At 46.3% G+C, this 14044-nt stretch carries 10 protein-coding genes and 1 pseudogene; 3 read left to right on the top strand and 8 right to left on the bottom strand.

The window, feature by feature from the left end:
• Positions 1-122: 122 nt before the first annotated feature.
• The 6 genes from AC0YNZ_RS25990 to AC0YNZ_RS25965 form a co-directional block, all read right to left on the bottom strand.
• On the bottom strand, positions 123-2204 hold the full coding sequence (locus AC0YNZ_RS25990; protein ID WP_475829367.1) for a hypothetical protein: 2082 nt from the start codon (positions 2202-2204) through the stop codon (positions 123-125).
• Positions 2205-2221: 17 nt separating this feature from the next.
• Positions 2222-3466, bottom strand: a complete 1245-nt coding sequence (locus AC0YNZ_RS25985; protein ID WP_475829366.1) for a glycoside hydrolase family 130 protein — start codon at positions 3464-3466, stop codon at positions 2222-2224.
• A 254-nt stretch (positions 3467-3720) separates the two neighbouring features.
• On the bottom strand, positions 3721-4590 hold the full coding sequence (locus AC0YNZ_RS25980; RefSeq protein WP_475829365.1) for a carbohydrate ABC transporter permease: 870 nt from the start codon (positions 4588-4590) through the stop codon (positions 3721-3723).
• A 21-nt stretch (positions 4591-4611) separates the two neighbouring features.
• Positions 4612-5529, bottom strand: a complete 918-nt coding sequence (locus tag AC0YNZ_RS25975) for an ABC transporter permease subunit (protein WP_110769556.1) — start codon at positions 5527-5529, stop codon at positions 4612-4614.
• A 249-nt stretch (positions 5530-5778) separates the two neighbouring features.
• Positions 5779-7299 (bottom strand): extracellular solute-binding protein, encoded by a 1521-nt coding sequence (locus tag AC0YNZ_RS25970; RefSeq protein ID WP_475829364.1) that lies wholly within the window; start codon positions 7297-7299, stop codon positions 5779-5781.
• Positions 7300-7488: 189 nt separating this feature from the next.
• Positions 7489-9765 carry an AraC family transcriptional regulator gene (locus AC0YNZ_RS25965; RefSeq protein WP_475829363.1) on the bottom strand — a complete coding sequence of 759 codons (2277 nt, stop codon included), beginning with the start codon at positions 9763-9765 and terminating at the stop codon, positions 7489-7491.
• Between the two features lie 712 nt (positions 9766-10477).
• Here AC0YNZ_RS25965 and AC0YNZ_RS25960 point away from each other — a divergent pair.
• The 3 genes and pseudogenes from AC0YNZ_RS25960 (at position 10478) to AC0YNZ_RS25950 (ending at position 12194) form a co-directional block, all read left to right on the top strand.
• The gene (locus AC0YNZ_RS25960; RefSeq protein ID WP_475829362.1) at positions 10478-11458 is read left to right on the top strand and encodes a DUF5667 domain-containing protein; all 981 of its coding nucleotides are present in this window, start codon (positions 10478-10480) and stop codon (positions 11456-11458) included.
• 249 nt (positions 11459-11707) lie between these two features.
• Positions 11708-11840, top strand: a pseudogene (locus tag AC0YNZ_RS25955) (IS1595 family transposase); the annotation flags it as partial.
• Between the two features lie 75 nt (positions 11841-11915).
• Positions 11916-12194: a hypothetical protein gene (locus AC0YNZ_RS25950; protein ID WP_475829361.1), complete on the top strand. Its 279-nt coding sequence runs from the start codon at positions 11916-11918 to the stop codon at positions 12192-12194.
• Between the two features lie 250 nt (positions 12195-12444).
• Here AC0YNZ_RS25950 and AC0YNZ_RS25945 read toward each other — a convergent pair whose 3' ends face one another.
• Together AC0YNZ_RS25945 and AC0YNZ_RS25940 are read right to left on the bottom strand one after the other, a co-directional pair.
• Positions 12445-12948, bottom strand: a complete 504-nt coding sequence (locus tag AC0YNZ_RS25945) for a DinB family protein (protein ID WP_475829360.1) — start codon at positions 12946-12948, stop codon at positions 12445-12447.
• Positions 12949-13155: 207 nt separating this feature from the next.
• Positions 13156-13695, bottom strand: coding sequence for a DinB family protein (locus tag AC0YNZ_RS25940; RefSeq protein ID WP_475829359.1), 540 nt, complete (start codon positions 13693-13695; stop codon positions 13156-13158).
• Positions 13696-14044: the final 349 nt, after the last annotated feature.

The following is a 14044-nucleotide window of genomic DNA, read 5'->3' as shown; positions in this document are numbered from 1 at the left end:
TTTAGTAATTGTCTAATTGACGGGGATAAATTCAATTCGCCGGCATCTTTTAGATTAATTAGCTCTCGTTTCCTGTTATACTAAAGATAACTTTTGTAATTTGATTTCGCTAGGGGCCGGGTTTAGCCCCCGTTCTCATGGATCGTTTCCAGCCCTGCATTGACGGTCTTCATGATTTCGACCATTTCCGTATAAGGCTGATCCTGCTGGTTTAGCAAGCCTGCATTGAAATTCTCGCCGTCTTTACGCCCGGGAACCGCTTGATCATAGTACTCAAACCAGCCCGAGCCGACAAACAGCGGATGTGCCGTTTGGCTTTCGACAAAAGCTTTAAATTTCATGCCTCTGTCCGCAATACTTGCCGCTCTTGTAGAAGCATTGATGGGCGATAATCCTCGCTCGCTAGTGCTGAAAGTAAATTCCAGGTTCAACAGCGGTTTTCCGAAAGCTTCATATCTGGAAATCCAGCCCGGATCATTCGTATAAAAGTCTACGGAAAAAGCATCCACATATTCCATGGCTGCCGAATCCCAATCCAGACTGGTCCGCCAGGTCGGAACGATGGAAGTACCCAAGAACAAATGGTTCTTATCATATTTTTCGATAATATTACGGATCGTCGAGAAGTACGTTTTGGATGCCAGCTTGATATAGTCCGATACATCCGCAGCCGGAACCTTCGCGATTGCGATCGGCGTATTTTTTAATGCGTCAAACGATTCGGCGTTCGTGCCAAGAAGCTGGTTAACGGCGGCAATGTCATTGTTATATCTTGGCGCAATAAAATCCACAAAGGCGTTCTTCGCCGCAGAGGTTGAATCATACAGCAAAACCTCTTTTACAATATCGGCCGACCATCCGGCTTCGTTATCGTAAGTGTAGCCGATCAGCCACCGGTCATTCCTCTGCGCATGAAGCTTTTCTTTCAAGGCGCTGTCGATAATGGATTCAGCCTGCGGATCGAACACATCGTAAGTCCATTGAATCCTTTTCAAAGTTGACGGATCTTGCAGAACGTCTATATAAGGAAATCTGACATCATTAGGTCTGCTCCACTTGCTGAAAGCATTAAAGCCCCAATTGATCAACCGCTTCTTGGTGATTCCCTCCCACTTCTCCTCATAGTCGCTGCCGTATTTTTTCATGACGTTGGAGACGACGAAGCTGACTCTTTCGCCATTCGAGTCATTGGTGTAAGCGGGAGCATAGATGGTCGGATCGGGAAGCTCCTCGAATACCTTCTTCAGAGTGCCGTCCGTTCTCTTATACGGCGTTCCGTATCCCCATTCCCATATGCTTGTCGTATCCACGCCCTTTAAAATGAATTTATAGCCGTCCGGCGTAATAAACCACCATTTATTATCGATTTGTTCAAGCCGGAAAAATCCGCTGCATGGATAATAGCCCCCGCTTTTAATCCCGCCGTACTGATCATATTTGCGCCGGTCCAGTGAAACTTTCGCCAGCGCTCTCGCCTCATTCACATATTCCTGCTGCATTTGCGCGTCAGTTTCAACCTTTCCCGGCCACGTTTCATAAACCCACTGTCCGTATTTATCCACCATCAAAGCGTCTTTCTTAAGTTCAACCTGCATCTGCTCTACGGTATAAGCAGGAGCCGGATTCTGCCCTTCATCGCCTGTGCCTTTAAAAATTTGCACTTCCGAAAGCGGGATATGCTGATAGGGGTGAGACCGCTTAATATCGATGACAATAAACCTGGCCGTCTTGTTGTTCATCGGGATATTGACCGAATAGTCCAAGGCGGTTCCCGATTTTACATGCTTGCCGGCAATATAGTAATATTCCGATACAGCCTCGGGGCGGTATTTGACCGTAAGTTGATTAAACGACCAATAGATGTTGGGAGATTTCAATACGAGGTTTATGTTATCCAACGGGTAGTCCTTCAGCAGGTCAATCACCACCTGCACCGTCCCTTTGGCGGTCGCGTTTCCCATAAATCCGGCATAGGTCGTCGTTATGCCGTCAAAAAGTGCGCCGTTAGCTGACGATACCAGGCCGGTCGCCCCTTTGTCGGGTAAAGTGCCTGCATCCGGGGTAGGGCTGAAAAAATAGTTACCGGTTTTAAGCAGCGTACCTCCCGCTTGAGCTCCTCCGACAGGGATAAACGACGATACCATCAGGATTGCTAGAAACAGTCTAAAAGAACTACCTCGATACCATCTATACCATTTGCTCATAATTGGCCTCCAAGTCATTAGTCATCGGGATTGTTGAGTCTTTTCTCCACCTTCCGGCCTTCTTCATCAAATTGCTTGATATACTCCACCAGCCCGGCGAAATTCACCCAAGAAATGCCTGCTTTCTGATCGGCTGCTCCATAAGACATAATCAGATCATCTCCTGTAACTATTCCTCCCGTTGTAAATAAGCAAGGCGTAGGATAATCGCTCGGCATCTCCCATTCCTGGCTGGCGTACATCAATCGCTCGGAGCATCGATGCGCCACAACCGGGAAATCGTTATCCTGCTCGCGCAAAATCATAAAGGATTGCGTATAGCCGAAGCTGGCATCTTTCTTGCCATGATAAGAAACCAGCCATTCGCCAGCCGAAATTTGGAGCGGAGCCCAGCTTGCCCCGATCCGATTCTCTTCCCAGTGGAATTTACACGTCGCCAGCAGACGGTGGGTTGCCCGGCCGCTCGCGAAATCCTCCAACCTTTCCGCAGCGGCGAGGTAGATCGACGGTTTCTCCACCCCGGCTCCTTGCGGGAATAAGGCAGGCGTCATCGGGCGATGCAGCATCACATATTGCAGCTTCCCGTTAATCAGCATCTTGTTCGGGAACAGGAAGACGTCGCGGTTATCGCTGACATGGCCCTCCGTCAACGGGCATACATAGGCAAAGGCTTCCTCATAGCGGCCTGCTTTCAACTTATCCAGGTCCAGCTTATACAGCACGGTTACGGTCGGGTTGGAGCGGGCGGTCACGCGGAAAGGATCGTCGCCCTCATGCACCCATTCCGGCACATAGTCGTTGCGCGTATCGACCGGCGGCTCCCGATCGATAAGCCAATACGGGCCTGGCGGAAACAGTCGGCATGCTGCGGACAGATAAAGCTCCCCTTCTACCGGAAAAATACGCGGGTCTTCGATGCAGCCATTCGAATAATCGCGTACGCGGTTGCCGTGTATATCCGTAATAAAAATGTCTTCATATCGCTCATTCAGAGCAGGAGCAATGGCAGGCCGGGAGAAATCGGCAGTCCACGTTCTCCCCAGGTCGCTGCTCTTGGCATATCCGAGAAAGATCGGATACGGGTCATGCTTTCCTTCCTTGCGCTTCCGGGACCATGGGCCCGTCGCCCGGAAGAGCATATGCAGCCGATCGGAAGCCGGGTCCTTAACAATAGCCGGGTTCAGCACCATTTTGCTTGCCCACTCGCAGCCCGGAACCGGCTCCAGCACCGGCTCCGGGGTATACCGGAAATGAGGTTTCATACCATTCGTTACCTCCGTCTAATGGAATCTAATATGATGTTCAGAAGAAAGAGCGCAAGCCCTTGGCCGTTCAAAGTCGGCCGAATCTCGAAGGCATTATAAGCCTCTTCGGTCTGCAGCGGTAAGCTGCTTCACCCGTACCGTTTGATCTCCGATGACGACTGCGGCATCGTAACCGAGCCTGCCGGCGGAGAGCGGTCGTCAATCTCTTCGACAGCGCCTCCGATTTCGATGCGGCTTCGAAGATCACCCCCTTATCCCTTAATGGCTCCGATCGTCATCCCTTTGATAAAATAGCGCTGCAGAAACGGATACAAGAAAATGATCGGCCCGATCGTAATAATAACCGTCGAAAGCTGAATGCCTGTCGCCGAGACGGGAATATTGATATTCGCATTCAAATAATCTAGATTCTCCGAATTGGAAACGATTCTACGCAGCATCATCTGCAGCGGATGATTATGCGGATCGTCGATAAACATCAGCGCGTTAAACCAGTCGTTCCAATAAGAAAGGGCATAGAACAGGGCGATCGTCGCGATAACCGGCATGGAAATCGGCCAGATGATCCGGAAGAAGATATACAGCTCATGCGCACCGTCCACGGTTGCCGCCTCATTCAATTCAAAGGGAAGCGTGCGGAAATACGATGTCATCAAGAAAGCATTGAAGGCAGAGAACAAGAGCGGCAGCAGCAGTGCGAGCAGTGAATCCCGCAGGTTCAGCCAGTTGGAAATGAGCAAATAATAGCCGACCAGACCTGGCGGAAACAGCATCGTGAAATAAATGTAGAAGGAAAGGACATGCCGGTATTTTACCTTCGGATGGGCCGCAACATAGGAGAACATAGAAGTCATAAGCACGGCTGCAACGGTGCCGGCCACCGTAATAAAAACAGAAACGAAACTGCTGTGATATACCTGACTGCCCTGGAACAAAAAGCGGTAGGAATCAAGGGTAAATTCCGTAGGGAACATACGAAAGCCCTTGACAATCTGGCTCTCCGCCGTGAACGACCCGATATACATAAGCCAGAAGGGAATAAAGCAAATCAGGGCGAAAATGCCGATGAATAGATAAGCTGCTGCGGACACGGCGAGTTGCGAAGTATCCCGCTGTTTCATGCTCTTACAATCCCTCCCTTTCTAGAACAGCTTCGAATCGTTATCTACCCGGCGGACAATCCAATTGAAGAACAGAATGGTAATCAGCCCCATAACCGACTGGAATAAGGCGACTGCCGCGGCATTGCTGTAGCTGTTCATATTCGTGGACCTCAAGGACCGGTACGTATACGTATCGATCACATCCGTGGAATTGAAGAGCAGCGAATTGTCTCCGATGATACCGTAAATCAAGCCGAAATCACCGTAAAAGATGCGTCCCAGTGAGAGAAGCGTCAGCACGATAATGGTCGGCCGCAGCAGCGGCAGCGTAATATACCAAATCTGCTGCCAACGCTTGGCTCCGTCGATTTTAGCGCTTTCATAATATTCCTCGGAGAAACCCGTCAAGGTTGCAAGATAAATAATCGATCCCCACCCTGCTCCCTTCCATACGAATATGATCGTGAGCAGCCAAGGCCAAACCTCCGGCGTTTGAAACCAGGAGATCATCTGAAAACCGAATTCCTTTAGCAAGCGGTTAATCATGCCGTCCTGCCCGTTAAAGAAATTCATGACCATCAGATTAACGACGATAATGGAAATAAAATGCGGCAGAATGACGAGCGATTGCGTCACCTTTTTGAATAAGGAATGATGGATTTCATTCAGCAGCAGCGCAATGCATAAGGAACTTACAGTACCCGAAACAATGAACAGAAGATTCAAGTAAATTGTATTCAACGTAACACCCAGCCAATCCGGACCGGTGAAAAAAAACGTCAGATTGTCGAGGCCCACCCATTCGCTCCCCCAGAGCCCCTTTACCGGTGTAAACTGCTTGAAAGCCAATATATGAGCGGACATCGGCAAATAAGAAAAAATAAACACATACACAATGACGGGAAGCGACATCGCGTAAAGCCATTTGTTTTTCCTAAGCTCATGCAGAAGCCCCATCTCAAGCTCTCCTTTCCTTTCTTCTGTATCTGCATATTACGCATTCGCGATGGCGTACGTATAGTCTTGAATTTCCCAATAGGTATGAACGGCAACACCCTGTGAAGGTTCGATTTCTATCACTCGCGAAAAGTACGTATTTTACCGATACTTAAGTAAACTCACCAACTAGATGATGCGTGCCACCGGGCACGCAATTCTAAAAAAAGCCGGCGGCCTTGTTTCAAGGCCGCCGGCTTTTTTGATGTCTTACTTGTTCTTGCCAGCCAGATATTCATCCAGCTGCTTCTGATACTCCGCTTGGACTTTCTTCACATTGTCATAGGCCTTTTCCTTAAACTTGGCCAGACCCTCGTTCGGTTCCACCAGCCCCATCACGATCGGATTATAAAACTCCACGCCCGTATTGCTGAGTTGTGCCACTTCATTGGCTACCGGGCTAGGATTGAAGGTGAAGCCCGTCAGAATATCCGCTGTGAAGTTACCGGGATCCCTCTGCCACTTATTCAGCGCAATGACATCTTCAGGAAGGCTGGCATCAATTCGATCCAGCTTCGGATTCCAGCCCCATGCGAAAGGAACGCCCGCATAAGGGTTATCTTGGATCGGTTTATAAAGACCCTCGCCCGCATCTTCCCAGTTTTTCCCTTTTATACCGTAGGCAAGCAGATCGTAATTATCCTTCTGGTTCAGCCAATTAAGGAATTGAATGGCGCGTTCTTTGTTTTTACTGACGACCGGAACGGCAATAAAATTACCCGCTTTGTAGGTCGAGTTCAGCTTCATGCTGGTGTCGTATAAGGAGAAGGCTTCTGCAGAAGCTCCCGGAACCGACTTTTCAAGCGCCGTGCGGGTATTCAGATTGACGCCGAAATCGAAAAACGTGGAAACAGCCGCCTTTCCTTTGGCAAATTCCGCATTTTTAAGCGTAAGGGCATCTCTGGCCAAAATTCCATCCTGATACAGCTTGTGATATTGCTCGAAATTTTTCATAATCATGGGGTCCATGTTATCGAAAATATTATAGACCTTCCCGTCGTTCCCTTTGGTGTACAGTCCGGGATAGTTCAGTACGGCTGCAAGGTTGGCCGTCGGATCAAGCATGTTTGCAAGCCTCAAGCCGATATGTTCCGTACCGTTAGGAATGAACGGAGTGATTTCCGGAACCTTTTCCTTCACCAAATACATAAATTCGATCAGCTCGTCATAGCTCTTGATCGGTTCGACACCCAGCCGCTCCCGAATGTCCTTGCGGATGACAAACGTCCATGGGCGTATAAAATTCACTTCAAGCGGAACCGCATACATTTTACCGTTTACCTTATTGGCTTCCATCAGCTCCGCAGAGCGATTGGCCTTGATATCCGGCCCATATTTCTCGATCAATTCATCCAGCGGTTCATAGAGGCCGGCGGCTATATTTTGCACCGGATTATTGTCCCAGATCAGATCGTAGTCTTCCGCGGAGGATAATGCAACTTGACGCTTCTGAAGAACGTCCGTCCATGGGATAAACACCACGTTCAGCTTCACATTAAGCGTACCCGCCAGACGGTTCTCCATCTCCGCCTTGACTTCATCCCAGTCCGCCGGCGGATCTCCGGGGAACATGATCTTCAGGGTAACCAGATTTAATTTTCCGTCCTCGGAAGCCTGCGGCGATTCTCCTGTTTCGGAAGGGGCCGGTACATTCGAACTGCAGCCGGCCAATATTCCTGTCAGGATTAGCGATACGACCATTAACAAGAACCCTCTTCTTCTTAGCTTCATGGCTAAATCCCTCCTGCTTGATGATTATCCGGGAGGCGTCCTCGAAGATTTCTGTTTTGACCCGCGCGTCCCGCTTCTGTCTGATCATACTCGGGTTGTACTGCATCCGAACAGTCCGGTATCTATCAATCGGTACGAAAGTTAATAAACGGCAAGTATTCATTTTCCAACCGGCTGAAGTACGGATTTCTACTCATTGACATGCGTATTTTCATTACGGTATTGGTTCGGCGTCATTCCGGTTACCCGTTTGAACAGGGAATAGAAGGTGCTCTTGGTTTGAAATCCGGACTGTTCCGATATATCGGCTACCGTCCAATCAGTCGTTGTAAGCAGCTTGATCGCGTACTCGATCCGTTGGTTTGTAATATAGTCGGATAATGAGCACTCAAAACGCTCCTTGAAGATTTGCCGGGCATAGTTTACGGATATGGACACATGAGCGGCAATGTCGTCAACGGAAAGCATCGGATTGTGAAGATGGTTGCGCACATATTCGATCATCTCAGCGGCGACCTCGTCCTTTCGGCTTGAGGTACTCTTCCTGCGGTGCTGATCCATGATCTGCAGCAGCTCCCCGTACATCCACGAGTTCACTTCTCCAATGGTTGCAAATTGCTCCAGGAAAGTATGGATGCTCTTCATTCCTTGGAACGTCTTATAGTTCTTGAAGCTTTTCATAATCGAATAAATAATATGAGTCAGCTGCAGCTTACATTCCTCATAGCTTAGCGCCTGCATATGCAAGGTAAGTTCATCCAGGTAACTCTTTAGAGCCTTATCGTTCTTAAGGTGAACGGAATAAATCACCTGCTTCAGCAAGTCTTCATCCAGCTTGCTGTCTTCGCCCAGCTGATACCGCTCCAGATCTTCAGAGGTGAATACCCGGTCCTCGTTATAAATGAATCCGATCAAAGTCAGTTCGTACATCCGGGTATAAACGGTGTGCACATTGTCTTCCATATGAAGCACGGAGCTGACAGCCGCATGCAATTCCAGCTTCAGCCACCGTCTGATCTGAGCTCTTACCTCCTCCATCGCTGCGATGACCGGCGCCGTGTCTTCCCCCGAAGCGGACGAAGAAATAAGCGCCACGATGTGATCCGAGCTGAAATCGGCCGTTTCCGCGGTAAACCTGTGATTCGCGAGGACTTCGACCATAATATTGCCCAGTGCATAGCGAAGCAATTTTCGTGAAGCGAAATCGTAATATTCCTTAAACCGCCCGTATGACTCCAGCCGTACGACCGCCATGTGGAAAGAGCCCGTCTGGAGGATTTTCGTTTCACTTCTAATAAACGCTTCAACTGGTCCGGAAGCTTTCGAATTGAGAATCCATTGACGCAAGAAATCCTCCTTCACCAAAGCTTTGCTGCTCTTGATCGACAAGTCCAATTGCTCGATCTGCTCGACCAGCAGATGGAAGCCGGAATGAATCCACTCAATCTCATTATTGGCATTCGCTGTCTGCGCCATCGGATGCTTCTTGCCGAGCTTGCTTTGTAGTTGAAAGGCCAAGTCGCTAATGGGCTTCAAGCTGCGGTAGGATTGCCAGAACAAGAATAACAGCAATGCGAACAGCAGAATGATCGAGGAACCGATAATTTCCGTCCGGATCTTGGTTATTTTCGCTTGCCACAGAGAGATCGGTGACAAATGATAAACCTTCCATCCTTCAATAGGAAGCTGTGCCGCCTGAATGGACCAGGTTTCATTGCCGAACTCCCATTTCCAGCCCTGTTCTGCCGCCTCCGGCTTCTCCGTCCCCATGAGAGCTTCCGTCAATGCGGCATCTGTATTGCCCAGAATATACTCCTTATTTGTGCCTTCAATAAAAATTTTGTAATGATCTTCCTCCGATATTTGCAGCATGTGCTCATTTAGCAGCGGCTTGCTGAACAGAATCGCAACGAATCCATGATAGTTCTGATTAGGTCCGGCTGCAGGCACGACAAGCGCTAAATGCGATTCGCCCTTCACCTCATGGTTGACAAACTGCAGATACGGCGTTTTCTGATTCTTAATGTAATTCAGCATGGCCTGGTCATAGAAATCCTGTATCGTATAAATGCTTGAGTCTGAGGTATAGATTTGGCCGAGATTAAAGTTGAATAAATAAATACCGTCTATGAAAGGCTCGCTGCTCATAAACTCCCTTACGCTTTCGCCCGCTTTATTTAACGACAGTGGAGAATAATCCTGTTCACTCATGTTGATCCACAGTGCGATATTTTCATCCGAATAAATTCTGAGCGCAAACTGACGCAATTTCTGCAAAGTAAATTCCGAGGTTTTCATGACCTGGTTCATTTTCTCTTGGTTGGACATATTGATTTCATCCATTGCGCTTTGAGCGAACTGCCGGCTCAGGAACATTGTGAACACCAGGGTGAGCAAGCTTACAGCTATGCAAGAGTAAAGAAAAATGCTGGAATACGTCTTCTTCGGCTTTATCCAGCTCCACATTGGCATCCCCCCAGCTATTCCCGTAAAAAACAATAGGATAGTATACCCAACTTGTCCAGTATGAAATTTATTAAAGAAGTCTGGATTTTATTACATGATAGTGCTTTCATATCAATTGAAAAGGTTCATGTATTAATACCAACTGACAAGCAACCGATTGCGGGCCTCGGTTAGGACTAGGAATTAGCCAATATGCAAACTAAAGGCCTGCGGTTTCTCCAGCATTAGCTTGGACGATGGACATCGAAAAAAAAAGCTGCCGATTTGCCGGTAGCTGCTTGTTTTTTAATCTATTTTTGTTATTCTTTCGCTTCAAATATTCCTCCTGACGATATTCCCATTAAAACACTTTCTTATGCTGCCGGTATGCTCATTATTGAGAATTAATAACCATACTCCCAGCTCTTTAGGTGTATTGTATTGCTCCATTTGTTCTATGAGAGAATGCTCAAAGTTTCGAATTCGTATTCCACTCATAAGTTTCAACCTCAAAAACAGTTTCATTCATATTCAATTTTACCACAATACGGTATAGATGGGTTATATAATACTAAAGATTACTTCTCTTCAATAGGAAAGAGGAACTGCTGCATAGCAAGCTCCTCCACTATTGTCCCCGTTAGATTTCCTGAACCCCCAGAAATCATATCCCGATTCCGTATTGTTTAAATACAGCTGCAGCTAAAACAATTACATGAGGGTGGTAATCGGAATGAATCATAAACGAATAACGGTACCAAAAAGAAATACTTTCTTTGCAAAGAGCGCTTTAATTAGCATGCTTGTATTCTGCGTTGGGACAGGCAGTGCGTTTGCTTCCGGGGAGGCGGCGGATCCGATATCCACTCCTACGATAACAACGAATGTATCGGCTGAGGCGGCCGTTTCGGAAAACAAAGAGAAAACTCCAAACCTTTTGCCGGGGGATTTCTTCTATTTTATTAAAGTCGTCTATGAAAATATCAGACTATCGATTACGGCTGACGATTTGAAGGAGGCCGGATTGCTCGCTAAATTCGCTCAGGAGCGTCTTTCCGAAGCGACTGCCTTGTATACTAAGGGGGAAACGGAAAAGTCGGAACAAGTCCTCCAGAAGTCTTTTGAAAACCAGCAGCTTGCAATAGAATTAGTAGCTGCAGAAGCGGAAGAGGAGAATGATGATAAGGATCTAAAACAGGCAGTTGAGGTTAAATCCGATCTGCAGCATAATATTCTATCACTAACCGCCGCGCTGGAAAAGGTGAAAAACCCTCAAGCCCAGAAATCGCTCTTGAAAAATATTATAAAGTCTTTCGGTCATTTGGAGAAAAAGCTTGCCAAGCTCGAAAATAAGGCTCAAAAAGAGCAAGCTTCCGAACCATCGGCTGACCAGGTGGTAGTTCCTGCCGACGCAAATAAGAATACCGTTGTTTCCAGTGACACTATTGCAGCCTCTTCAATTAAAACGGAGACGGAGCAAAAAACGGTGTTGAACAAAAAAACGAAACTGGAGAAGGAAGTAAAGACTAAGGAAACAAAGACTAAGGAAACAAAGACTAAGGAAGCAAAGACCAACAAGGAAGCTAGGATTGAAAAGGAAACTAAAAATGAAAAGCAAGCTAAAAATGAAAAGCAAGAAATGCACATTAAGCAGAAGAATGATCATGAAAATAAACATAATGAAATAAATCAAAAAAATCATAATGACAAATAAGACATACCAAGACCTGGATGTGTCCGCTTAATTGGTCTCGCGTTAGTATTTAAATCGGTTAAAGAAGGTTGGGTCATTTCAAATAGTGTCAGCTTAAGCACCCTGCATGGGTGCTTTTTAGTTATTACTTCTAAGTATTAGTTTTTGCGTAACGCGCAGTGTACCGTCGAAGCAACAGAATGCTTCAATGACCAAATAAACTATCGAGATTGAATTTGTCTTATGTTTGGATTTCGTAATAATTTCCTCCGCTTTAATGGTGTATCAACCAAGTATTTGCAACATTATCTTGCTTGGTTCCGTTACTTGGATAGCAAGGAATATGAAAATACAACGCCAATTAAGAAATATATTTTGGTCGCCTCTAGTCTATTTACTGTAAAAGTGACAAATTCTGCTCTTCAGCAAACCTCATTTTTCTCAGGGAATAACGAAATTTTAATAAAGGAGTATTTTCATGATCCGTATTACTAAACGAACAATGCTTATCACAGTATCACTTTTGTTAATGTATGCCCTTTTTTTCCCACTTCCTATTCCCGAATTAGCAATAAGGCGAGATATGTTAATTACGTCACCGTTAATTGCACTATCTGGGGAAGTAATAGAGGGTGAAATTAAGAATGACCCCAAATATGGGGATTTATATATTGTGCCTAAAGTTGAGTTATCTTTCGTATATGTAGAAAGGAATAATTTAGGTTGGTATGTTACCTCTCGTGGTACTGCACCGTAAGTTTCACTACTCTTTTCCGATATTACTTTTTAAATTTGACAGGTTTCTATCAGTAAAGATCAAACTGCTCAAAAACCAGCGGCAGTCACGGATCAGAAAGTAAGGTCCTACTGCTACTGTTTTATTGAGCTAACCTGTTAGTTGAACAACAGTTGTCCGTCTTATCCGATGTTATCCCTTTATTTATTCATGATAAAATGATTAAAAATCCCACTTCAGCCAAACGGCCAAAGCGGGATATAGTCTTACTCTATATTACCGGAGCCGGTGCACCATACTCGGCCCACTGCTCTTTCGTAGGGCCGTAAAGATCCGGCACTCGAAGGCCGGCCTGACGCATCAGAACCGTCATTTGACCGCGATGATGAATCTCATGCTTTACGAGGATATCCAACGTCAAGCCGTTCGGCCATTGATCGCCGTACATGTCACTCATGATGAGCAGATTCTCATCCTTCCAACTGGACTGTACAGCATTAAGGAGCGCTTGCGAGGTCCGCTTATAGGCCGCCGCAATGTCCGTTGCCGAAGCTGGCACCGACACATCTTCGCCCGGTCCTTCGAAAGACAATCCAGTCCGCGAGGGCATTTCGTGCAACGTCTGTACAAGGTGCCATGCAAGACGTCCAAGCGTTCGATGGTCGCTCGTTATCTGTTGGCCAAGAGACTCGTCCGTGAGCGCCTCCAGCGTCCGCATCGTTGCTGCCGTTTCATTCCGCCAAGTTGCGGCAAAATCCTCGATGTGTTTATACATATCTAACATCTCCCTTTTATAATGGAATAACACCATTATATCATTGTTTGATTCCAATATTTGCAAGCGTGCAAGTAACGCACCCTCTAACCCATTCTCCACGATGCATGAATTCAAGTTATGGCAACCGGTATAATTTCTTGTCTTATTTCGGCAATCGGTATATATTCTTGTGAATAAAAACGGCCGCCGAAGACGGTATTTGTCCTAATTGGCAGGAACTGTTGACATACTAGTGTTTGATTCATCCTGGTACATAAAAAGTCCATATTCCGTCATAACAGAGGAGTGGCCCAGTTGACGAAGCATAGCAGACAGATTACCTCGGTGGTACGTACCATGATTCACAACTTGTATAATAAATTCTGAATATCTGGTGTTCAAAATTCCAGCGTAAGGATTATCCAAGACAACCTCTTTCTCAAGATCCGCATGCCCACTAATGCATGCTTTGAATCTCACGGACAAATCATCATACATAGCTTCCAGTTCCTCAAGGCTTCTAGCTTCTGCATCCGCCTCGATTTGAAAAGAAGCTTCCATAGCTTCACTCATACTTTTACCCATCAGGATGTCCAGCCAACCGCAATCAACCTTGTATATATGTGCCATGACCTTCGACACCGAAGAAAACACGCTTTGAATTTCTTGATTGTATAGGTGATGCGGAAGCACCTTTAATCGATTAAAGATTATTTTATTTGCCCATACATGATAATCGTAAAATCTCAAACTATGATTTGTCATTTCAATTACCTCCGGTTTTTGTAGTTTACTTATGTATTCATCATACAATGGCAACCCTGACAACTGTATGTCAGTGTTATATTAATGAGCAGCTTCTCCACAGAAGCTGCTTTGTAATTTATCACGTTTTTCGGCTTTCTGATTTTTGTATCACTATAGTGTTCCGATGTTCAAGGAAAATAAAGTATTAGACTGCCCCCAATAATAGAAACAGCGGCTGCCAGGGACGTGAAAATAAGTCTGATATGCTCCCCATACGGTAGACAGGTGAAATAATAAAAAGCCTGCTACTGTGAGGGGAGCTTTTTCATGTCTAGAGGAAAATATACTGCTTTGGAGAAACTCGCCA

The organism is Paenibacillus sp. J2L1-98, from assembly GCF_056269405.1.
Note: the sequence above shows the minus strand (reverse complement) of the source record. Positions and strands in the feature narration are given on the sequence as shown.